Origin of the sequence: Myroides sp. C6-3 (genome assembly GCF_050522425.1) — a bacterium.
Classification (GTDB): domain Bacteria; phylum Bacteroidota; class Bacteroidia; order Flavobacteriales; family Flavobacteriaceae; genus Flavobacterium.
The window spans coordinates 21,711-42,907 of sequence record NZ_JBMVQP010000011.1; the positions used below are offsets into that span (position 1 = coordinate 21,711).

Below are 21,197 nucleotides of genomic sequence, written 5' to 3' on the forward strand. Positions count from 1 at the left end.
ATAGAAACGGCTTGAAAACCAAGTTTTCGTTCAACCCAAAACGTGCAAAAAATTGTAGTATTATGAAATTAAGACCTATTCGTACGGAAGAAGATTACCACATGGCTATGATCAAAGTACAACTATTAGAAGGTAGTCCACAAAATAAGGATACTGTAGATGAACTAGAGGTATTACAAATTCTAATTGAAAAATACGAGCGAGATAATGCTCCTATGGGCATGCCTGATCCAATAGACAGTATCAAGATTTACAATCAATATTTCTCAGACGAAAAAGAAGAATAAAAGAAAAACCAACAGCCATTCAACCTGTTGGTTTTTCTTTTATTTTTTTTGTCCAATCAATCGAACAACCGCTCCGATCCCTTGATGAAAATGTCCTTCTTGTAACTCGACTTCTTTTTCTTGTGCTAAACTAAATTGAAAAGAAGGAAAATCTTCCCTCAACTGTTCTAAGGAATAAAGCATTTCGAGTTCTCCAGGTCCACCAATACTCCCTTTCTTTCTTTGCGCTACCTGTTGAGGAGAAAAAGCTTCTAAAATAAGTATTCCTCCTGGTTTTACAACTTGCGCTAAATGTTGATGATACGCACGACGCTTCTGCAGTGGAAAATGAGCATAAATCAAAACAAGTCCATCATATTTAGCTTCATGAATAGGCCAATCTTCTACGGCACAAACGTCATATCGCAATTCTACCCCTTGTTTGGACGCTAAGCGCATGGCTTTTTTCTTTCCTTCTAAGCTTAAATCAAACGCATCAACGGCATAGCCCAAGGTGGCGGCATAAACTGCATTTCTTCCTTCTCCTTCTGCAGCGAAAACCAATTGTTTACCTTGTCCATTCAGGGGCAAGACCTCTTTTAAAAAAGCATTAGGCTCGATGCCATATACATAATCCTCCTGCTTATATCGTTCTTCCCAAAATTGTTGACTCATTACTGTTGCTTTAATTGATTGATTACCTTGCCAACTCCTCCTCCATTATACACCCTTTGATACCCCAACTGCTCCAATACTCTTTTGGCTTGTTGACTTCGCATACCACTCCTACAAAACACAATTAAGGGCGTTTCTTTGCTATATCGACCACTTTTAGCAACTAGTTGGTCCAACGGGATATTGATGGCTTTATTTGCACTACCACTCAAGTATTCTCCTTGTGTACGCACGTCAATCAATATAGCCCCTTCTTCGATTAACATTGCAAACGAAGGTTTTGACTCAGAAGAACTGAACCATTTTTTTAACCACTGTAACATTATATTCTATTTTAAGACGAAAATAGGTCGTTTGAAGCATTGCTACAGTAACTTAAGTTACATCGCTGCTACTTTTCAACTTTTAATTTCAAAGAAGGAATCTACCTCATCATAAAAATCATGTGTTAAAGCTACATCTCGTACAAAGCTGACAAAATCCATTTTAAAATCGTATCGCGTATACGCAGTTTGACGCACACTTGCTTGTAAAGCTATTGCAAAAGCTTTTTGTTGTTCGAGATTCGCGTGGTCATAACAATTTTTCAATACTACCGTATCAACGGTTCGCGTATTGGTATTTTCGATAAAAACGCGATTCATTATCTGACTTAATTGCTCTAGCCATACCCGTTGATTTTGGGTATTATTGAGCGTTAAAGCAAACCAAGTGCTATAGTTTTGATAAAAGTCGGTAAATTTCTTGCTGTGATGGGAAATACGCTTATCAAATGCTTGAATATCTAACATGATTTTGGAAAAGAGATCGCAAGCAATGGGTTTATCGATATTGACCGTAATAAAATCATTGACAGGTTCAAACGCAATAGCTAGGGTATCTAATATCTTTTTGATTTTCATCCCTTCTAATGTCTTCCTTCTTCCCGCAACAGCCTTAAATGTTTGTTGCATAATATCTTCCACATATTCAACCGTATACTCTACTTTTTCTTGCGAAAAGGTCAAGATGAACTGTTGCTCTAATGCCTTGTTCTTCTTAAATACTTCCGTCAACCACTGTGTTAACACCTCCTTACTCTGCTCGTGTAGTAAAACTGTACTCGCTGGTTGTTTCGCTTTTGGTCTCGTCTTTTTTACCAATTGAGAAGGCACAACTTTCAATCCCATTTGAGAAATTTGCAGCAGTACCGCTGCTTGATGAATACAAAGTTCGCTTGTACCTCCACAATCACAAGTCATCGCATTGATATGCTCATCCTTTACCTGGATATGGACATCGTATGTTTCTTCCGCCTCATCGACAAAGGCCACAAAATGCCCTGCATCTTCCTCATCCAACTCGCGTACTTCTACTGCTTTAAGTTGAGTTTTATCCTTTGCTGTGAGTTGCTTTAGTCGTTCTTGTATCGTCATTTATTTTATTGTTTATCAAGTGCTTTTGCTACGATTTCAATCAATTCTTTACGCGTCATAAATTGATTAAAATACACTTCCAAAGAACCTTCATTTGTAATTTCCCCAAAAAAAACTTCGTGATCAGTACCGAAAACCGTCGGGTTATCCGGTTGAGGATCATCTAAGCTAATATACAGTTGATCGGGAAACCCATAGCTATAAAACAGCTGCAAAAATTCTCCGGGTTCTTTTTTGATTACCCTACGTACCGCTGTAAAATCCACTACTGTATCATCGTCAAAGTAGCCTTCATACCACTCTTCATAATCAGCAGTTCCTTTTGTAAAAGGAGTAAAAAGAACAGGCTGCCAAAATGTTTGTCCGTACCCTTCCTCTGTATGGCGATAATAATGCGCAATAATTTTTTGATACAATACCTCGCGATTGGTATGAACTAACTCTTGATTTTCTGTAATAAAATCACCCAATCCACGAATAGGTTCTGTTTGTTCTGCTGTTGCCCAAGGCGTATCCACAGGCCTTTTATACAACACCGTATTGAACGTTATAGCTAACAGGTCTTCAACTATATTATTTCCTTTTACTTGGCTACTATCACCACCTAATTGATGAATTCGCTCTAGAATTTCTTTTTTCATGTTCCATTTATTTACTTGGTCCCTAAAGCTAGCACTTGAATAACTTGTTTTAATTGCCTCGCTAAATAATCAGTATCCTGATACACAAGTTGATAGTCACTAAATCCCGCTAAAGTAGTAGAATGCGCTGCACTTTGTTTACGCAAATATACAACGGGTTTCTTTAGGGCTTTGGCATATCCCGCTTCTATTCCTATTCCAATGCCTTTGTCTGTAGTTTCAGCGAGTAAAAAAACACTATTCTCGATATCCTGCATCGCCTGCTGCATCATTTCTTTTTCTTGTTCTCTTGAAAATGTATAGTGCTCCACAAATCCGCGCCATCGGGGTGTTTATTTGGTTTACAGTGGACGGTTTACTGTTTACCGTTTTAATTCTCTTTACATTGAATAATTTTCTGTCAACCGTTAACAGTAAACTGTTAACTAAAAAACAAACCCCAACGATCCGTTTTGGAAGGTTGGGGTGGTATTACATACATCCTTCAAACGATATATAGCTATTTAATTAAAAAAATATCTATATAACATTATTATTCCCATCAAAAAAAGACCAATTCCTCCTAAGTATCCCTTTAAGTGCATTACATAACTTGTTGTCAAAGCTTTATCTCCATTTTTCTCATCTTTTAGCGTCATGATAAAAAATAACAATCCTCCTATTATGAAAAGTATTGACAAAAAAACATTTCCCATTTTAATTATTCTTTTAGTTTTTCACTTACAATTTTTTGAGTTCCATTAACTTTTAAAGATGCTCCTTGAGTCAGGATTTCAGTTCCTAAATTAAACCCTTCTTCTCCAAATTTTTTTCCTGCTCCTGGTAATACTTTATTTAATCCTTTCTCAACTAATTTACCACCTATATAAAAACCTAGATTAATACCTGCTCCTCTCATATTCCCATCACATAAATCAACACCGAATTCTATAGCACTTCCCGCTAGTGATATACCATTTCCTATACCTGCCACTGGCACACCAATACCAGCACCAGCACCTGTCAATGTCATTCCATATCCCACTAAACTAACAGCATCTCCTGTATCTTGTAATCCTTGTGGTAAATCGTATTTAAGCGCATTTATTACAGCTCCATCTACTCTACTTGGGTCAAATCCTCCATTTCCAGTACGTTTTATTGTGGATGTCGGTGCACTATCTACTTTACTGGTATCAAAAACTCCTTCGGAAGAATTACTTCTTAATGCTTCAGCATGTTTGGCATCTAACCTTCCTCACCCGATAGCGCGGATTTGCAATCCGTGACTTTATCTATCCCATAAACAATAGCACCCGATAGCGCGGATTTAAGGTGCAAATCCGCGCGATCGGGAAATTACAAACTATTTTATAAAACAAAACCTGCTAATCAAAAAGACTAACGGATTTTCTTCTTTTATAATTTAGCCGCACGGACTGCAAGTCCGCGCGATCGGGGTTCTCTTTATATTGAAAATCTTCCGTTAACCGTTAACAGCTAACTGCCAACTAAAACTCACTGTTGCTTTTTTGTCATCTTCGGCTGTACTTTACCTTTTGAAACACTTCTACCATTGTCGTTGATTAAAGTCGAAGCCTTTTTTAATGGTGTAACGGTGGTAGGGTGTTTCTTTTGTAGTACACAATTGACTACTTTGACAATTCTTAACCCATTTCTCATAACCCATAACCAATTATCCCCTAAATAACAAAACCCCAACGATCCGTTTTGGAAGGTTGGGGTCATTAATTCAACTTTATCTATCTAAAATTCATATTCTTATAAGATTTCAATCACTTTAAAACATTCATCTTAACCATTATGAATTTACCGTCAAAACCATTGCCTTTCATAAAAATAGTATCAGTAGTATATCTTTCTATTATAAAAGAATTTAGTCCAAAATTTAAGACTAACGATTTGGAGTCAAAATACCAATTACTATCTAAATTACCTATCTCAAAATCTTCAGAAAAATTATTCTCAGCCTCATTAACGTCTCCTCTATAAATTTCATACTTATCTTTTTCAAACTTATACTTATATCCCAAATAATGAAATTCTTTTTTATTCTCTAACACATAATAATTCCAAATTTTTGTATCATTAGCATCACTTACTAATATATCAAAAAAAAGATTTTTTTGATTATTACAATTAGTCAATATCAACAACAAACTAAACAATATTGTATACTTCATATTAAAAACATTAATTAGGTTCCTTTTTAGTCTTAACATCAAAATACTTTTTCTCACCATTTTTCTCTAATCCATAACCGTACCCTGATTTAAAATCTTCTAGCTTATATCCTCCTACATTATTACTATTAAATTTATTAATCAATTCACTACGTGTACTGCGGCTCCTTATACCACCTAAGTATGAGGCCATTGCACTAATCATTCCCTTCTGAAAGTCCTCCGTAGTTCCACTAAAAGATTCATCACTCATCTGTCTAACATAAACATCTACATGACTTTCGAATGAAGTTATTACTCCATTAGCATTATCAATCCTATGCTCTCTTTCATGAACTAATACATTCATCAAATTATTTTTATCATTCAATAAACTACTTACTGTACCGTTATCTCCGACAGGAGCAATCCAAATTTTATTATTATTTGAATTATAATGCGCTATACCTCCCACTTCATTAGTTGCGCCAACCCCTTCAACTCCAATTTGGTTGGCATAATAACCTACAATATTAGCTACAGATTGTCTATCCCTACTATTTAAACCAAACCAACTTTTTCCAATCGAATAATCTGATAATGATCTAACTTTTCCTCCATCCATAATGGTAATATGAGATTTATTATCATTAACAACCTTAGTAATACTCCCCTTACCATTTAAATGAATGATATCTCTTCCATCGGGATCTATTGCATTAATCGGATTATTAGCCACATATACATAAGGGTTAATGTTGGGGTATTTTTCAGCATGTGGATCAACCGATAAAAACACACTCATCGTCGGATCGTAATAACGCGCACCGTAGTAATAGTAACCTGTTTACCTCCTCGTTATTATTTTTTTAGGCCTAGGTGAATCTCCTTCGTCGATTTGTGGATCCAATTCTGCACTACGTGCGGTTCGTTCTACTAAAGCTACTCGCTTTAGTTTCCGAAATCATTAAACTTATACACATTATCATAATTACTATTATTGTGTTCCACCATCAGCTCTCCTCACGAAGTGCACCGAATACCAAAACAAATAAAATCATTAATGAGGTAAATGGTAGATAACCATAGTAATGTGTTGGTATTCCATTGATGTCTGTAAGGTAAGAAGAACTGCCTAAACAAAGTTCATCGAATACCAAAACAAATATAATCGTTAATGAGATAAATGGTCGCTATGGTACCCTTACCCTTTGTTTTACCTATGCAATTTCAGTGGGTTTATCTACACTGTATTTCAATGTGCGTCTGTATATGCGCTAACTTTTTGGTGTTTTGCTGTTTATTCAACGATTCCTTCACTTCTTTTTTTGTTTATTATGTTAAGTTAATCACAAAGTAAATATCGCAATTCTCTTTGTTTTTTCATCTGCTAACTGCTACTTTTTAGCCTTTGCTTACTGCTATTTTTAACTGCGCCCATTTATGCGCTGATTGGCGTTGTCTCTTTGCTGTTTTTAGTCGTAAGGTTAACTAATCAAATTTTATAACTATGGCTACACTAAAGCTTATCCTCTCTAAATCACAACAACAGCGCAAAGTTGGCAGTAATCAATCGATGATTATGCTTCGTTATACCCACAACAAACAAAGCGTTTTATTCTCTACTTTTAAAAATATCGATACCAATTATTGGGATGCGACTAAACAATGCGCTAAAAAATCGTTTGATACTGCAACTACCCTTAATTCGTATTTGCGTCTTTTTAAACAAAAAGTAGAAGACATCGTCAATCAACTACTCAGCGATAATCAATCGCCTATGCCTTTGGTTGTTAAACAAAAGTACAATCAACTCAAACTACAAAATGGAAGTCAATCCAATGCACTTTCTTTTTTCGACTACGCCAAACAATTTATAGCGCAAAGTAAACTACATAAATCCAATGCTACAGTTAAAACCTATGTAACGGTTATCAATAAGCTTCTACAATATCAAAGCTATGCTAAAGTGTCTTTGTGTTGGCATTCATTTGATATGGCGTTCTACTACGATTTCCTTCACTTTTATACCAATGTTCAATCACTGCATACCAATGGTTTTGGTAGGGCGATTAAAATTATCAAAATCATTCTCAACAATGCTTTGGAACACAATATCCACAACTGTACTGCCTACAAAAGCAAAAAATTTAAGGTATTAAAGGAAGAAGTCAACAACATTTATTTAAGTGAAGACGAACTACAGCAAATTATTCAATTGGATTTATCCGATAATACTACAATGCAATTAGTCCGCGATTGCTTTATTATCGCATGCTATACAGGTTTGCGCTTTAGCGATATTGCCAAAGTCAAAAGGGAAAACATCAGCGATAATACCCTTACTATTAAAACACAAAAAACACTACAATGGGTTACTATTCCACTACTGCCTATTGTGGTGCAAATCCTCCATCGCTATCAGTCTACGCCTAATGGTTTTCCTACAGTTTGTTGTAGTCTAACGATGAATAAATACCTTAAAATAATTGGGCAGTTGGCTAATTTAAACGACAATGTTATCCTTATTCGCTCTAAGGGTAAACAAAGGGTTGAACAGTGTTTGCCTAAATATCAGTTGATCTCTACTCACACAGCACGTCGCTCTTTTGCTACTAATTTATTTAAAAAAGGGGTTCCTTCACGCGTTATTATGTCAATAACAGGACATCAAACCGAACAGTCATTCAATAGTTATATCAAAATTAATGGCAACGAAAACGCTCAACTGCTGTTGTCCTATCTCAATAATCTAAAATAAGGGTAGTGTCTGCTACCCTTATCTTTTTTGTTATCAAATACTTTATTCTCTTCTTTAAAAAAAGTCATCAATTTTATACTTTACTCTCACCGATTATTTTTAGTCTATCACCAATTTTAGCCCTATACCTCACCAATTTTTGTTTTTACTATCACCGATTTTAGCCTTATATATAAGTAAAGATATAAATACCCTATATAAACAATAGATATAAAAAAGAATCGCAAATAAGGCATCACTTTTTTAAAAAAAGTAATCAAAAAGCTATTTTGGGACTGCGTCCCTTTTTCTTTTTGGCAAATAGTTAGTTACAATAGAAGATAGCTTCTCTTTTGTAGTAAATAGCAATTGATTTGTTTTTATAAAGTAGCGATCATTTAAAATTATGGTATAATGCTTTTTTAAAGCGATTCTACTTCCTTTGTATTAAAAGTCAGTACTTTATGCATTGTAGTATTTTTTAATTGTTGTACTAAAAGTAAAAAGCAATGGTATTTCTTCTTTGTAGTATTTTAATACGTCGACGACTTTCTTCTTTTGTACTTCAATAAAGTAAATGCAATATCATTCTTTGCTTTAATCATTGGTTTTAATGCAGTAAATCCTTCGTACAATCGATTTACTTTGTTTTAATGAATCAATTGTTCTATTGTAAAAATAAATGCATACAATCTTTTGATTTTCATTTGGCTGTTTTTGTACTTTGCAATTGTAGTCTTTGTCTTCAATGTAAAAAAGTAGTCTTTGTAAAACTACATTGTTTATCCTCACTGTCGTAGCCTTCGACTCACTTCGTTCCTCTTTACTACTCCACCGACGATAAATATAGTTGACAGTAAACGGCTTACAGTGAACAGTTTCTATTCTCTTTTATAATAAATAGTTGTCCAAAACCCAACTACTTTTTAGTTTACGGTGGACGGTTTACAGCTTACAGTTTTACTTCTCTTTTAATCGAATAATTTTCCGTAAACCGTTAACAGCTAACTGTCAACTAAAACTCACTGTTGCTTTTTTGTAGACTATGGCTGTACTTTATGTTTTGAAACACTTTTACCATTGTCGTTGGATAGTCGATGCCTTTTTTAATGGTGTAACGGTGGTAGGGTGTTTCTTTTATCCACTAAACAATCCCCCCCTAAATAACAAAACCCCAACGATCCGTTTTGGAAGGTTGGGGTGGTGTTTTATTTGTCACTACTTTTATACAAAGCCATATATAAAATTTCAGCATTTTGCGTTACTGTTATCATAACATCATTCTTTTTCATCGTATTAAACCCTTCAACATCATTAAATAAATTCGTATTTAAATCATTGTATTGAATCCCTATTTCTGAAAGCTCTACTAAAGGATCTGTTATAATCAACTTATAATAACATTGTTTATCTACTGTCACCCTATGTTTAAATAATTGCAACAATCCATAACTCTTTAAATAGCTAAAATCATATTTATAAACATAAAAGTTATAGCTCATTTTGTTGGTGTAAACGATATTTGGTTCAACTATTTCTATAAAAGTTTTATTTGCAATTGCTTCTTCCTTTGGTACACTATTTATCTTATGGTTTTGGATAAAAAAACTATTTGGGTCAATAAGTACAGAACCCCAATAATATATTACTGCAGTTAGTAAACAATATAAAACAATTTTAATTTTTTTGTTTATTTTCATTTCCTTTATTTACATCATTAATTTTTAATTTATTGTCAATACGCTCACCACTATTTTTTCTTTCAATATCCTTAAAATACGAATTAGGCCAAAAAGTAGTTGAATCTGCACCTTCTAATCCACCTGCTTCAACTGCTCCATTAACATTATCTGTACACCAATTTGTAAAATTCGAATAATCATCTTTAGTTATTTTATCAGCTGTATTATACATCATTGTATTCTGTTCTTCTGTTGTTGTAATTTGGTACGCCTTTTCATATCGTTGAAGAAGATTACCATCTCTATCTCTTTCTGAACTTTCAAAGCCTTTTCCATCATAATAATTATCCTTAAATGTATTGTGCTGTGATTGTGCAAATTCTTCGACTGATTTATATTCTCCTTTTTTTGATATAGAATAGCCATGTTTAACCGATTCTTCTCCTTTTTGATTTTGGTAAGTATATCGTCCTCCGTCTAACGAAAAATAAGTCCAACCTTTTTCGTCATCTCCTATAAGCATTGCTAAATGCCCATATTTATGTCCTCTCCTTTTAGCTCCATAGGATAACACAACAATATCTCTTCCATCGGGATCTATTGCATTAATCGGATTATTAGCCACATATACATAAGGGTTAATATTTGGGTATTTTTCAGCATGTGGATCCACACTCAAAAACACACTCATCGTCGGATCGTAATAACGCGCACCGTAATAGTAGTAACCCGTTTACCTCCTCTTTAATATTTTTTTAGGCCTCGGTGAATCTCCTTCGTCGATTTGTGGATCCAATTCTGCACTACGTGCGGTTCGTTCAACTAAAGCTACTCGCTTTAGTCTCCGAAATCATTAAACTTATACACATTATTATAATTACTGTTGTTGTAAACCACCATCAGCTCTCCTCACGAAGTGCACCGAATACCAAAACAAATAAAATCATTAATGAGGTAAATGGTAGATAACCATAGTAATGCGTAGGCACTCCATTGATGTCTGTAAGATAAGAAGAACTTCCTAAACAAAGTTCATCGAATACCAAAACAAATATAATCGTTAATGAGATAAATGGTCGCTATGGTACCACCATATTCTTCCTGAAATAAGTGGCGGATCAGGAATAGTAGGGTAAGTTGGTACTACAGGATCAATTTCAGGTGTTGAACCACCTCCTGTACTTCCACCACCTTCACCTGGTCTAGGTTGTTCTGGCAATTCAACAGGCGGTACTGGGCGAGGTGGAAGTTGAATAATAAAACTGATCAACTCACAATAGTTTATCGTTTGTCCCGTTTCTGAATCCTTTCCTCTTTCTAATGGGTATTTTGAAAAAATTGAACTACACACTACACCATATTGTTCAATACATTCTTCATAAGCTGTCACAAATTCTTCATAACACTTTTCATAGGCGTCCACCTCCATGCAATCGCTATTCCCTTCTAAGTAAGCAACCGCTTTACAAATAGTCATCTCTCCTGAATTAGCAATATTGTCAAGGAGCTTTTGTAAACAGTCATAACGACGGTGTTCTTCAAAAAACTTAACCCAATCATCAAAGGCATCTTGACAACTATCTTTTTCTTTATTACATTCAATTTGCTCAAAAACAAACAAAATCAAACAATCATTGAGTCCCTGTCTTTGCAACATATTAATTTCTTTCAAACACTCCTCTTTACCCTCTTTCTTTAAACTATCTATTAGCCCTTCTAAGGTTGAATCGCATTTCCATTTTTCAAAACATTGTTCTCGCTCTAATTTGTTTACAATTTCACAAGGTCTCATTTTTTTATCCAACAGCTCGTTTAATATTCGCTCACAATTGCTGTTTTTTTCTTTTGCAAATCTATCTCTTAAGGAATAAAGAAACTCCGCACATACATCCTCTATCGATCGGTTTTGAGTTGCATTCATAAAAAACTGTGGCTCATCATAGTTAGAGGACGCAAATACCCCGATAGCGCGGATTTGCAATCCGTGACTTTATCTATCCCATAAACAATAGCACCCGATAGCGCGGATTTAAGGTGCAAATCCGCGCGATCGGGTCATTTTCTAAATATCACCCTCCTCGTAATGAGGATGATTTGTAGCAAAAACTTGCTCTATTTTTCTAAAACAATGCAATAAAGAACCAAATCCTCAATTATAAGTGCACCCTTATAGTTGGATTAGACCTAGCTTGTTTGGGGTGAGTCCATAGTGAGTCCATGGTGAGTCCATAGTGAGTCCATTAAATGATTGTTTTTAATAGACTCACTATGGACTCACCATGGAGGTATATTTAACTCATATAGACGAAAGGTCCTCTATAGTCAGTTCCTGTTCTAATATATAGGTTGTAGGTTGTGCCTCGATAAACGACATAGAACAAACCTATTGCTCTGGTCCAAGAGGAGCGGTACCTGTTTTACGTCTTGTTTCATAAAAGCGAATGAACTCTTGGCTATAATCAGAATCTGGGAGATCCTCTGCTCTGTTGTTAGCGGATTCCTTTTCTTCCTTCTTCTTGGCGCGTTTTTCCGCTTGATTCAAGAATTTAGAGAGCAATTCTTTAAACGTATCAAAATCGACTTCATACGACAAGCCCACCCCTTGGGTATAGCCAATACCTTCCCCAATATAGTTAATATCGTTCTCTCTATTAAAGAAGCGTGCGTTAAGTGTTCCTTCCTCATTAATGCGCAATAACACCTCAACATCACCAACAATCACCGACTGTTCTACTCCACCAACAGGAACGCCAAGTTTTCCATTAACCGAAATACGGTCATTAACTTTGGTAGTAAACGTTACTCCTAAACGACCTTCCGTTTGAGTGTATGGATTTCGCTCTCCTTGAGCGTAATTTAGGCCCACCTTAAATTTATCATCCGCATCAGAAAACAAATCATCAAAAATACTACTCGCACGTTCAAACAAACTTCCCGCTAAAGCAGAGGAAGAGTTGTCAGAAGAGAAGAAAGAACCAGTTGCCAATAATGCCATGGCTTGTCGTTCACGTGTATCTCTATCACTCAGTTTATAGTCCAATTCGGATTTAACCACCGAACTTACCGTTGGGAAGTTAATGTCAAAATCGACTTCTGGATTACTCAAACTTCCATTTAAAACGATTGCTACATCTGTCGGCACCTTTCTATTGATAATAGAGTTGTCTATAATTACACTTGGATTTGCTTCTGTGTGATAGATGGCCTGTAAGTCGAGAATCGCATTCATCGGGTTACCATCCCATCGAATCGTACCATACTTTTTAACGACGAATTTCTTGTCGATTAACCCACCGTATTTAAAGTTGTATTCTCCTTCATAGGCTTGGAAATCGCCCCACATATTAAATTTCCCCAGCGTATTAATTTCCATCGTAATAAAACCTGCTCCTTTTCCACGCATGGCATGACCCGATTCGCGATCGAGAATAATCTCAATCTCCGCTTCTGGGGTTACATAGAACTCAAAATCCAATTCAATCCCACTATTGCGGTATTTATACGGATCGTAATCCCCCCCTGTCAAGCGCAGTTTCTTTTCCTGTGGAGACAAGAAGTGAATAAAGTTATTTTCACCCGTACTTTGCGCCTCTTTCAGTGGGATTTTTATGGAAGTTCCCTTATTCGAAGTCGCGTTGATATTGATTGCCAGCATCTCGATAGGTCCGACAATATCTGCTTTTCCGTTGATATAAGCTGTTCCATAGTACAAACTTCCTTCTTCATATTGCGTATCAAGTGCCAATAGGTTGGTAGAAGAAAGCGATAAATTCATGACCCAATCTTTAAAAATCTTATGGGAGACATTTCCGTCCACCAGACCTCTTGTTTTATACTTGGTATCAGTCAAGCCTGCTTTGCGCAGAATAAATTGTTTCGTCGTAATATCCAAAGGAGTTTCTTGGTCAAAAGCATAACTCACTCCCGTGAATTTAGATTTAAATTTGGCATCATTTAAGTATAAACGTCCATTGACATCTGGTGCCTTAGGCGTTCCTAAAAAAGAGATTTTACCAAAAGCTGTTCCCGTCATATCACTCGCCACACTACTCAAAAAAGGCGCAATGGTTTGCAGCGGAAAATCAGTTAATCCCGATTCTAAATTAAAGCGCGTTTGTTTATTGATCACATCAATATCCCCATTGAGGTAGAAGCGCTCTTTCTCTTCATCGTCGATCATACTCGAATGAACCGTGAATTTTTCCAAATTCTTATCACCATCTACCTTGAAGAACAGATCCCCTAAATACATTTTATTGATCAACAGAGAATCGATGACAATATTTGCCTGTGGATGATAAACATCTTTTTGTTGGTAGAATTTAACATCACCATCAATTTTCCCACCAAAAGACAGATTTTCAATATCAGGTGTAATTTTATTCAAATCTACATTGCCAAAAGACAGATTCAATTGTTTATAGGTTGAATCGCGCATAACCCCGCTTAAATTAACCATTTGCTTATTGTGCGAGATAGCGAGAGAATCGATGGTAAAATCCATCAGTTTTTTATTGAACACCAACTTATTCGCCTTGTCGTTAAATTCGTTGATACTCCATTGAAAGTCTTTAAAAAACATCTCTGATTTCTTGAATCCCACCACAGAGAGTTTTTCTTCATTGATTGTGTGATACAAGTTCAACTCGAACTTATCTTTTAAGTGCTTGCCTCCTTTGAACTCTGAACGCACAAATAAGGTATCATTATGTGTTAAGTTCAGCAAGTTAAAATCGGAAATATCATAAAAATTCGTGTGTACACTATCAATGGCAACATAGGTATTATAAATGGGGTTAGAATTATTGACATTCAATAAGATATTGAAAAATTCCACACCACTTACAGCAATACTAGGCGAGTCAAAATTGAGCTTAAACAAATTTTCATCACTGTCGATTTCCCCATCGACATGTGTTCTTTCATTTAGCGTTAATTGTGGTAAGAATACCTCGATCAAACGGTTATGCACCGTAATATCAAAATCAACGTATTGACCTTGTTTCGTTTTATAAGGGGAATAGTTGGTATACAAGCTACCCAGCGCATTGGTAAACAACAGCTTTGATTCGCCAAACAAAAATTTCCCTTTGATATAGCCTTCAATTGCCTCTTTGGAGTTTAGCTTTAAAAAGCGCTCTCCATCAGGAGTAAAAGTAGATTCGATTGAAAACGCTTCAAAGACATAATGATCTTTACTATTGTCGTAAATAGCTTTATTTACTTTAAAAATCCCCTCTAAATCTTCGATATTATTCCCTTTTGCTTTAAATTCGAAATCTCCAGAAAACTTAGACAACGTATCATTTACAAAGCCAAGTGCATATAAGTCAGCATAATCCACTTGAGCGACGAAATCGTAATTTTTCTCTTGCGTACTCAAGTCAATTGTTCCATTAAAATCTAGTTTAGCATTGGGATCTGCACTGTGAACAAGTCCGTGATAGTACGGCATTTTCATCAATCCATCCACGGCAATTTCCCTGTATCTATACTTGCCAAATACAAAAGAAAACACATCTCCCTTTACAGAAGTATTCAACGATTTTTGATTGAATCCATGTCCATCTACATACAAATCAAAAGACGTTAACCCAAACTGATTATTATTGATAAAATGTCCTAAATCGAAGTGATCTAACTTAATATTCCCCTTATAGGTTGCGTGATCAGGATTATCTAACTGTTGAATTGCTATTTTAGCATTCCCCTTTCCGATAGAAGTGATCAATTCAATATCGGTATCTAGGGTGCGTTTGGTCAGCGTTATAGTTCCGATAAGGTTAACCAAGCCCAATTCATTTAATTGTTCTGGCAAAAATTTCCCCAGTAAATCAGGCATGAGTGCCGTTAGGTTGAAACGCGTCGTTTGCAAACGCGCTAAATTGGCATGCATCCAAAAGGGTTTATGGTCGTCAAAAACATTGCGAAAGGCAAAATCTCCAATAATTTGAGAGTTGTTTTCATCGATTAAATTAGCGCCTTGCAGCTGAAAATCATTCATTACCCCTTTCATATGCCCTTTGAAGTACACCTCTTTATTTGAAGCAAATTCATGAGCAAAAACGTTGATATCGGATGAATTTAATCGCGCATTTTTAATTTGAAAATCCCAATTTACCTTATCGACAAAATACTTCATATCACCAGGTTCAAACGCAAGTACGAGATCCCCTTCAATAGAAGATTGATCCGTTACAAGGAGTAAGTCCTTTAACCCAATAGTCGTCTTGGTGTGAGAGAAATCGGCCTGCAGCTTTTGAACATTCATGCCCCAGTGATCCATAAAGCTAACCTCTTTGATCAACCCGTAAATTTCAGGCCCTTTAATCAAGAAGTTGTCTACCTGTCCTTTTAATTTTCTAAAATCAACAGCAACCTTACCTTTCGTATTATCATCTGAGATAATCAATTGAGAATCTTTAATAAAAATGCGGGAAGCCTTTAATCTAAACTTTCCATCACCAGGTTGTCCATCATCAAAAATTTCGATCAATTGATCTAAATTGGTTAGTTCTTCGTTTTCATATTTGTGAATATTGAGATACAGTCCATGGATGCGCGTTGTTCCCAAATACACCTTTCCTTCTTTTAGTGCATTAAAATCGGCCAAACGCGTCTTAACGTGATCAATGCCAATGAGGATATTGTGATGATTGTCCCTTGCTTCAACCCCTTTGAGGTGAATAATACCAAAAATATCAATTGCAAGACGGTCAATATAAAAATCCGTACCCAATTTTTTGTTTATTTTTTCTGTTGCTACTTGCGCTAAAAAACTTTGTACAACAGGTAGCATCATTGATCCTATTGCAAGAATCAACAAGCAAAACACCGCCAAAAACAGGCGAAAAACTATTTTTTTAAATTTTTTGATAACTATTAATGTTTTAAATTTGCCCTATGTTAATCTTCTCTTTTAAAGACAGAGGTACAATCAACAAATTTAATTAATTTTTGGTAGTGATTGACCAAAAAAGGAAGATATAAATTAGGTTTAAATTAAATTATTCATGTCGACAAAACCCACTTATATATTAGCGATTGAAAGTTCTTGTGACGATACAGCTGCCGCTGTTTTGAAGGACAATCAAGTGTTGTCCAATGTAGTTGCTCGCCAAGAAATACACGAGGAATACGGAGGTGTTGTTCCAGAACTTGCTTCGAGAGCACACCAACAAAATATTGTACCCGTAGTTGATATTGCTTTAAAAAAAGCGGGAATTACCAAAGAACAACTCCATGCCATTGCCTTTACGCAAGGACCTGGCTTAATGGGATCCCTGCTCGTTGGTGGATCATTTGCCAAATCTTTAGCTTTAGCTTTAGACATTCCGTTGATTGCGGTTAATCACATGCACGCTCATATTCTATGTCATTTCATTCAAGAAAACGACTATGAACAGCCGACGTTTCCTTTTTTGGCGCTGACCATTTCAGGTGGACACACCCAGATTGTGCAGGTCAATAGCTTCTTTGATTTACGCGTTTTGGGAGAAACTACAGATGATGCTGTAGGTGAGGCTTTTGATAAATCGGCAAAAATATTGGGTTTTCCTTATCCAGGAGGGCCGCTGATTGACCAATATGCAAAAGAGGGCAATCCCAAAGCTTTTCCATTTACCAAACCTAAAGTAGAGGGGTTAAACTTCAGTTTTAGTGGTTTAAAAACACAGTTTTTGTATTTTATTCAGAAACAGGTGGCTGAAAACCCCAATTTTATAGCAGAAAACAAGGCTGACATTTGCGCGTCAATTCAGCATACTATCATCAAGATCTTGATGGATAAGCTCAAGTTAGCAGTTGAACAAACAGGACTTACACAAATCGCTATTGGCGGAGGGGTATCGGCGAACTCAGGCATACGTCAAACCTTACAAGAAGCAGAAAAAAAATACAAATGGAAAACGTATATTCCCAAATTTGAATACACGACAGATAATGCCGCTATGATTGGTATTGTGGGATATTACCGCTATCGCGAATCTCTTTTTGCAGATTCTTCTGTGGTATCCCAAGCGAGAATTGAATTTTAATCCACTCAACCTATGCAATTATTTTATTCACCTTCCATTGATAAAACTCAATCAACCTTCACTTTTGACAAAGAGGAGAGCAAACACATCATCCGCGTATTGCGCAAGAAAGAGGGGGATATTCTCTTTGTAACGAACGGTCAAGGTACTTTATTTGAAACTAGGATCTCTTTAGCTTCTGATCGTCATTGCTTGACTGAAATCACGCAATATACTGATAAAGAGCAAACGCCTTTCCGCTTGCACTTAGCCGTTGCTCCAACGAAAATGAATGAGCGTTATGAGTGGTTTTTAGAAAAAGCAACAGAAATAGGTATTCACGAAATAACGCCTATTATTTGCGATCACTCGGAACGCAAAGTTGTAAAAACCGAGCGCTTTGAGAAAATTATTCAATCAGCTATGAAGCAATCTCTTCAAATGTACTTGCCTCAACTGAATGCGCCAATCACGCTAAAAGAGTTTTTAAAACAAGACCATCAAGGTGCTTTGTATATTGCCCACTGTGAAGAAGATCAAGAAAAAGAATTGCTTAAAAACAGTATTAAATCACAGGAAGAGTACCTTTTACTGGTAGGACCTGAGGGAGATTTTTCTCCTGCTGAAATAAAAATAGCTTTAGAAAAAGGTTTTAAACCTGTATCTTTAGGACATACAAGACTGAGAACAGAAACCGCTGCTCTCGTTGCGTGTCACAGTTTTGTTTTCGCTAACGAATAAATCATTGGATGTTGAAAGCTAAAGAAATCTCAAAAGGCATCGTTCGAGCAGTCCTTATTTTAAGTGGAATTGCCCTTAGTTTAGGACTATTATACCAAATTCGAACCTTATTTATTTACATCGCACTCGCTTTTGTTTTAGCGTTAATCGGCAAGCCTGTGGTGGATTTTTTACATAAAAAATGTAAGCTCAAAAAAATGTTGGCCATCAGCCTTACCATGGGCGTATTCATTGCTCTCTTTATCGGCTTTTCCTTTATGTTCGTACCGCTATTCACTACGCAAGCAAAGAATCTTTCTGTTTTAAATACGGTACAACTGCAACAAGATTTCACGGGTTTAATCCATAAAATTGATCTTTACCTAGATGCAAAGGGAATTAGTTTAGATAAAGTAGTGGAAGAATCTCACCTCAAATCACAGTTTAACCTCGACTTTGTTCCCAATCTCCTCAACACGCTTATTGGAATGCTGAGCGATATTGGTATAGGCTTATTTTCTGTTTTGTTTATTGCCTTTTTCTTTCTGAAAGATCAAATTGTCTTAGAATATCAGTTCAAAAAATTGTTTTCTAAAAAGCACGAAAACAAAGTATTAAATTCCATCAATAAGATTAACAACTTACTCTCTCGCTATTTCCTTGGCCTTTGTGTACAAATGTTTGTTATCTATATTTTGGCCTTAACCGTATTGCTTATTTTTGGGGTAAATGGAGCTGCTACAATAGCCTTTTTATGCGCTATACTCAATATCATTCCTTATATCGGCCCATTAATTGGCAATATCTTAGCGGTAGTTTTTACCATGTTAACCTATATTGGCGATGATTTTATCGAAGTGACTATACCCAAAGCAATATCTGTAATGATTGGATTCTTAGTGGTTCAATTGATCGATAATGTAATCAATCAACCCTTGATTTTTTCTAATAGTGTGAAATCACATCCCTTGGAAATATTCGTTGTTATCTTAGCTAGCGGTATGTTTAGTGGAATTTTTGGAATGATTGCTGCTGTTCCCCTTTACACTTGTTTAAAGGTTATCGGTAAAGAGTTTTTCCCTAATGTGCGATTCATTCAAGTGCTGACCAAAAAATTATAAGTGAATATTCAACTCCTATTACAACCTGAAGTTCAAGCGTATATCAACGAACACCTCAACGAGGCAATAGCGGATCTGGCTTTTAAGAAAAGCCCCTTCCCTAACGTATCTATGCCCGATTTACTCGCACAAATAGAGAGTAAACAAAAGGCAAAAAACAAGTTGTCTAAATGGTATACAACACCTAATCTCGTATTTCCCGCAAAGTTGAGCATCGAACAAACTTCATCTGAAGAATGCGCGGCTTACAAGTCTTCTCTTGTAGAAGGGGATTCACTGATTGACCTAACGGGAGGTTTTGGAATTGATTGTTACTATTTTGCACAGCGCATTAAACAAGTTACCCATTGCGAAATACAACCCGAACTCAGCGCCCTTGTACAGTATAATTACACCCAATTGCAGCAGTCTAACATCAACTGTATTGCCGGTGATAGTTTAGCCTATTTAGCGGCGAGTGAAACGCAATTTGATTATATTTATTTAGATCCCGCTCGTAGAAATCAAAGTAAAGAAAAAGTATTCTTTTTGCGTGATTGTACGCCAAATATCGTAGAACATTTGGATCTTTTGTTGGAGCATACCCAAACGGTTTTAGTTAAAACTGCTCCTCTTTTGGATATTCAAGCAGGGTTAAATGAGCTCAAATTCGTCAAAGCCATACACATTGTTTCCCTTCAAAACGAGGTAAAAGAATTGTTGTGGATCATTGAAAAAGGATACGAAGGAGAGATTGTCCTACAGGCAGTTAACTTAACCAAAACGCAACAATCTATTACGACGTTGTACTGGTCTGATGAACGTGTTGCTACCTATTCCGAACCGCTTACTTACTTATACGAACCTTATAGCGCTTTGCTAAAAACAGGTAAATTCAATGCTATAAGTGCTCACTTTAAGGTGGATAAACTACATCAACACAGTCAACTATACACAAGTCATGAATTGGTAAACTTCTCGGGCAGGCGCTTTAAAATAAAGCATAATTTGCCTTATAATAAAGCTACAGCCAAAGAATATTTACAACAACAAAAAGCGAATATAACGGTGCGTAATTTTCCTCTAAAAGTAGATGATCTACGCAAGAAATGGAAGATAAAGGACGGTGGTGATACGTATATTTTCTTCACCACAACCCATTCCAATCAAAAGGTATTTTTAATTTGTGAACCGGTCTAATCCTCTGGTTTATTTATTTCTCCTCGTGTATCCAACACAATTGAGAAATACTATTCCAAGTTACAGCAACTGTGGTATTAGGTATAAGAGATAGTCCCTTTTGATTAGCTACTAACAAATAGCGTTGATTTTGGTGAAATACCTCTACTAAAGCCCGTTGTTGTGCGTCGTCTTCGAGTATCTTACCTGCATGGTCAATGGCTACTATTCGTCCTATTGCTTTTCGTTTTCCCTTTTGTACGCGTCTGCGGTCAAACAAAGGATAAAGCACGTGATAGGCCCATACTAAAGGGGTCAATCCCAATACCATATTAAAGAAGAAGAAAGCCAATTGACGATTGGTCCATTCGAAACGCTCAAAATTCCAAAGAATTGCACCTACAAGTGTTAGCGCTACGAGTACTCCTGCAAAAGACAAAGTGTCGGTTAAACAATGTCCCTGTGGACGTGGAAAGGCTTTAGGGGTTTGCAACGTGGTGATCCCCTTGCGTTTTTTTCCCAGTGATCTTACTTGTGCATATTCAATCGTATCTTGTATGCCCAACGCTACTGCATGTCTACATTTTTGTTTCATCTTCCAA

20 protein-coding genes are annotated in these 21,197 nt (G+C 36.1%); 6 read left to right on the forward strand and 14 right to left on the reverse strand.

Annotated features, from left to right (window positions below; genetic code table 11):
* Positions 1-62: 62 nt before the first annotated feature.
* Positions 63-287, forward strand: coding sequence for a hypothetical protein (locus ACPDG9_RS06420; protein WP_158963080.1), 225 nt, complete (start codon positions 63-65; stop codon positions 285-287).
* 39 nt (positions 288-326) lie between these two features.
* On the opposite strand, the gene ACPDG9_RS06425 is transcribed toward ACPDG9_RS06420, so the two are convergent.
* The 9 genes from ACPDG9_RS06425 to ACPDG9_RS06465 form a co-directional block, all read right to left on the reverse strand.
* A complete protein-coding gene (locus ACPDG9_RS06425) occupies positions 327-941 on the reverse strand; it encodes a class I SAM-dependent methyltransferase (protein WP_430526934.1) in 615 nt (204 codons plus the stop codon).
* A complete protein-coding gene (locus ACPDG9_RS06430; protein ID WP_430526935.1) occupies positions 941-1,264 on the reverse strand; it encodes a rhodanese-like domain-containing protein in 324 nt (107 codons plus the stop codon). Before ACPDG9_RS06430 ends, ACPDG9_RS06425 begins: the two co-directional genes overlap by 1 nt.
* A gap of 75 nt (positions 1,265-1,339) precedes the next feature.
* Entirely contained in the window at positions 1,340-2,356 is a 1,017-nt protein-coding gene (locus ACPDG9_RS06435; RefSeq protein WP_430526936.1) for a hypothetical protein, read from the reverse strand.
* A gap of 5 nt (positions 2,357-2,361) precedes the next feature.
* Positions 2,362-2,997: a hypothetical protein gene (locus ACPDG9_RS06440; protein WP_430526937.1), complete on the reverse strand. Its 636-nt coding sequence runs from the start codon at positions 2,995-2,997 to the stop codon at positions 2,362-2,364.
* An 11-nt stretch (positions 2,998-3,008) separates the two neighbouring features.
* Positions 3,009-3,308 carry a hypothetical protein gene (locus tag ACPDG9_RS06445; RefSeq protein ID WP_430526938.1) on the reverse strand — a complete coding sequence of 100 codons (300 nt, stop codon included), beginning with the start codon at positions 3,306-3,308 and terminating at the stop codon, positions 3,009-3,011.
* Between the two features lie 389 nt (positions 3,309-3,697).
* Entirely contained in the window at positions 3,698-4,009 is a 312-nt protein-coding gene (locus ACPDG9_RS06450; RefSeq protein WP_430526939.1) for a hypothetical protein, read from the reverse strand.
* Between the two features lie 485 nt (positions 4,010-4,494).
* Positions 4,495-4,725 carry a hypothetical protein gene (locus tag ACPDG9_RS06455; RefSeq protein WP_430526940.1) on the reverse strand — a complete coding sequence of 77 codons (231 nt, stop codon included), beginning with the start codon at positions 4,723-4,725 and terminating at the stop codon, positions 4,495-4,497.
* A gap of 47 nt (positions 4,726-4,772) precedes the next feature.
* Entirely contained in the window at positions 4,773-5,180 is a 408-nt protein-coding gene (locus ACPDG9_RS06460) for a hypothetical protein (protein WP_430526941.1), read from the reverse strand.
* Between the two features lie 10 nt (positions 5,181-5,190).
* The gene (locus ACPDG9_RS06465; RefSeq protein WP_430526942.1) at positions 5,191-5,964 is read right to left on the reverse strand and encodes a hypothetical protein; all 774 of its coding nucleotides are present in this window, start codon (positions 5,962-5,964) and stop codon (positions 5,191-5,193) included.
* Positions 5,965-6,669: 705 nt separating this feature from the next.
* Here ACPDG9_RS06465 and ACPDG9_RS06470 point away from each other — a divergent pair.
* Complete coding sequence (locus ACPDG9_RS06470) at positions 6,670-7,920, forward strand: tyrosine-type recombinase/integrase (protein ID WP_430526943.1); 1,251 nt, start codon at positions 6,670-6,672, stop codon at positions 7,918-7,920.
* A 1,187-nt stretch (positions 7,921-9,107) separates the two neighbouring features.
* Here ACPDG9_RS06470 and ACPDG9_RS06475 read toward each other — a convergent pair.
* From ACPDG9_RS06475 to ACPDG9_RS06490, 4 genes are all read right to left on the reverse strand, one after another.
* Positions 9,108-9,599, reverse strand: a complete 492-nt coding sequence (locus tag ACPDG9_RS06475) for a hypothetical protein (protein WP_430526944.1) — start codon at positions 9,597-9,599, stop codon at positions 9,108-9,110.
* Complete coding sequence (locus tag ACPDG9_RS06480; RefSeq protein WP_430526945.1) at positions 9,577-10,272, reverse strand: hypothetical protein; 696 nt, start codon at positions 10,270-10,272, stop codon at positions 9,577-9,579. Before ACPDG9_RS06480 ends, ACPDG9_RS06475 begins: the two co-directional genes overlap by 23 nt.
* A 369-nt stretch (positions 10,273-10,641) precedes the next feature.
* Complete coding sequence (locus tag ACPDG9_RS06485) at positions 10,642-11,502, reverse strand: hypothetical protein (protein ID WP_430526946.1); 861 nt, start codon at positions 11,500-11,502, stop codon at positions 10,642-10,644.
* Positions 11,503-11,964: 462 nt separating this feature from the next.
* Positions 11,965-16,383 carry a translocation/assembly module TamB domain-containing protein gene (locus ACPDG9_RS06490; RefSeq protein WP_430526947.1) on the reverse strand — a complete coding sequence of 1,473 codons (4,419 nt, stop codon included), beginning with the start codon at positions 16,381-16,383 and terminating at the stop codon, positions 11,965-11,967.
* Positions 16,384-16,594: 211 nt separating this feature from the next.
* Between ACPDG9_RS06490 and tsaD the strand changes: the two genes are divergently transcribed.
* The 4 genes from tsaD to ACPDG9_RS06510 are packed head-to-tail and all read left to right on the forward strand — an operon-like array spanning position 16,595 to position 20,616.
* On the forward strand, positions 16,595-17,617 hold the full coding sequence (gene tsaD, locus ACPDG9_RS06495) for a tRNA (adenosine(37)-N6)-threonylcarbamoyltransferase complex transferase subunit TsaD (protein ID WP_430526948.1): 1,023 nt from the start codon (positions 16,595-16,597) through the stop codon (positions 17,615-17,617).
* A 12-nt stretch (positions 17,618-17,629) separates the two neighbouring features.
* Positions 17,630-18,337 (forward strand): 16S rRNA (uracil(1498)-N(3))-methyltransferase, encoded by a 708-nt coding sequence (locus ACPDG9_RS06500; protein ID WP_430526949.1) that lies wholly within the window; start codon positions 17,630-17,632, stop codon positions 18,335-18,337.
* A gap of 8 nt (positions 18,338-18,345) precedes the next feature.
* Entirely contained in the window at positions 18,346-19,437 is a 1,092-nt protein-coding gene (locus ACPDG9_RS06505; RefSeq protein ID WP_430526950.1) for an AI-2E family transporter, read from the forward strand.
* Positions 19,438-20,616 carry a class I SAM-dependent methyltransferase gene (locus ACPDG9_RS06510; protein WP_430526951.1) on the forward strand — a complete coding sequence of 393 codons (1,179 nt, stop codon included), beginning with the start codon at positions 19,438-19,440 and terminating at the stop codon, positions 20,614-20,616.
* A 13-nt stretch (positions 20,617-20,629) separates the two neighbouring features.
* On the opposite strand, the gene ACPDG9_RS06515 is transcribed toward ACPDG9_RS06510, so the two are convergent.
* A complete protein-coding gene (locus ACPDG9_RS06515) occupies positions 20,630-21,190 on the reverse strand; it encodes a hypothetical protein (protein WP_430526952.1) in 561 nt (186 codons plus the stop codon).
* Positions 21,191-21,197: the final 7 nt, after the last annotated feature.

Coding starts and splice junctions, on each gene's coding strand:
- ACPDG9_RS06420 (WP_158963080.1), top strand. CDS start 63: ATGAAATTAAGACCTATTCGTACGGAAGAAGATTACCACATGGCTATG.
- ACPDG9_RS06425 (WP_430526934.1), bottom strand. CDS start 941: ATGAGTCAACAATTTTGGGAAGAACGATATAAGCAGGAGGATTATGTA.
- ACPDG9_RS06430 (WP_430526935.1), bottom strand. CDS start 1,264: ATGTTACAGTGGTTAAAAAAATGGTTCAGTTCTTCTGAGTCAAAACCT.
- ACPDG9_RS06435 (WP_430526936.1), bottom strand. CDS start 2,356: ATGACGATACAAGAACGACTAAAGCAACTCACAGCAAAGGATAAAACT.
- ACPDG9_RS06440 (WP_430526937.1), bottom strand. CDS start 2,997: ATGAAAAAAGAAATTCTAGAGCGAATTCATCAATTAGGTGGTGATAGT.
- ACPDG9_RS06450 (WP_430526939.1), bottom strand. CDS start 4,009: ATGACATTGACAGGTGCTGGTGCTGGTATTGGTGTGCCAGTGGCAGGT.
- ACPDG9_RS06455 (WP_430526940.1), bottom strand. CDS start 4,725: ATGACCCCAACCTTCCAAAACGGATCGTTGGGGTTTTGTTATTTAGGG.
- ACPDG9_RS06460 (WP_430526941.1), bottom strand. CDS start 5,180: ATGAAGTATACAATATTGTTTAGTTTGTTGTTGATATTGACTAATTGT.
- ACPDG9_RS06465 (WP_430526942.1), bottom strand. CDS start 5,964: ATGAGTGTGTTTTTATCGGTTGATCCACATGCTGAAAAATACCCCAAC.
- ACPDG9_RS06470 (WP_430526943.1), top strand. CDS start 6,670: ATGGCTACACTAAAGCTTATCCTCTCTAAATCACAACAACAGCGCAAA.
- ACPDG9_RS06475 (WP_430526944.1), bottom strand. CDS start 9,599: ATGAAAATAAACAAAAAAATTAAAATTGTTTTATATTGTTTACTAACT.
- ACPDG9_RS06480 (WP_430526945.1), bottom strand. CDS start 10,272: ATGAGTGTGTTTTTGAGTGTGGATCCACATGCTGAAAAATACCCAAAT.
- ACPDG9_RS06485 (WP_430526946.1), bottom strand. CDS start 11,502: ATGAATGCAACTCAAAACCGATCGATAGAGGATGTATGTGCGGAGTTT.
- ACPDG9_RS06490 (WP_430526947.1), bottom strand. CDS start 16,383: ATGATGCTACCTGTTGTACAAAGTTTTTTAGCGCAAGTAGCAACAGAA.
- tsaD (WP_430526948.1), top strand. CDS start 16,595: ATGTCGACAAAACCCACTTATATATTAGCGATTGAAAGTTCTTGTGAC.
- ACPDG9_RS06500 (WP_430526949.1), top strand. CDS start 17,630: ATGCAATTATTTTATTCACCTTCCATTGATAAAACTCAATCAACCTTC.
- ACPDG9_RS06505 (WP_430526950.1), top strand. CDS start 18,346: ATGTTGAAAGCTAAAGAAATCTCAAAAGGCATCGTTCGAGCAGTCCTT.
- ACPDG9_RS06515 (WP_430526952.1), bottom strand. CDS start 21,190: ATGAAACAAAAATGTAGACATGCAGTAGCGTTGGGCATACAAGATACG.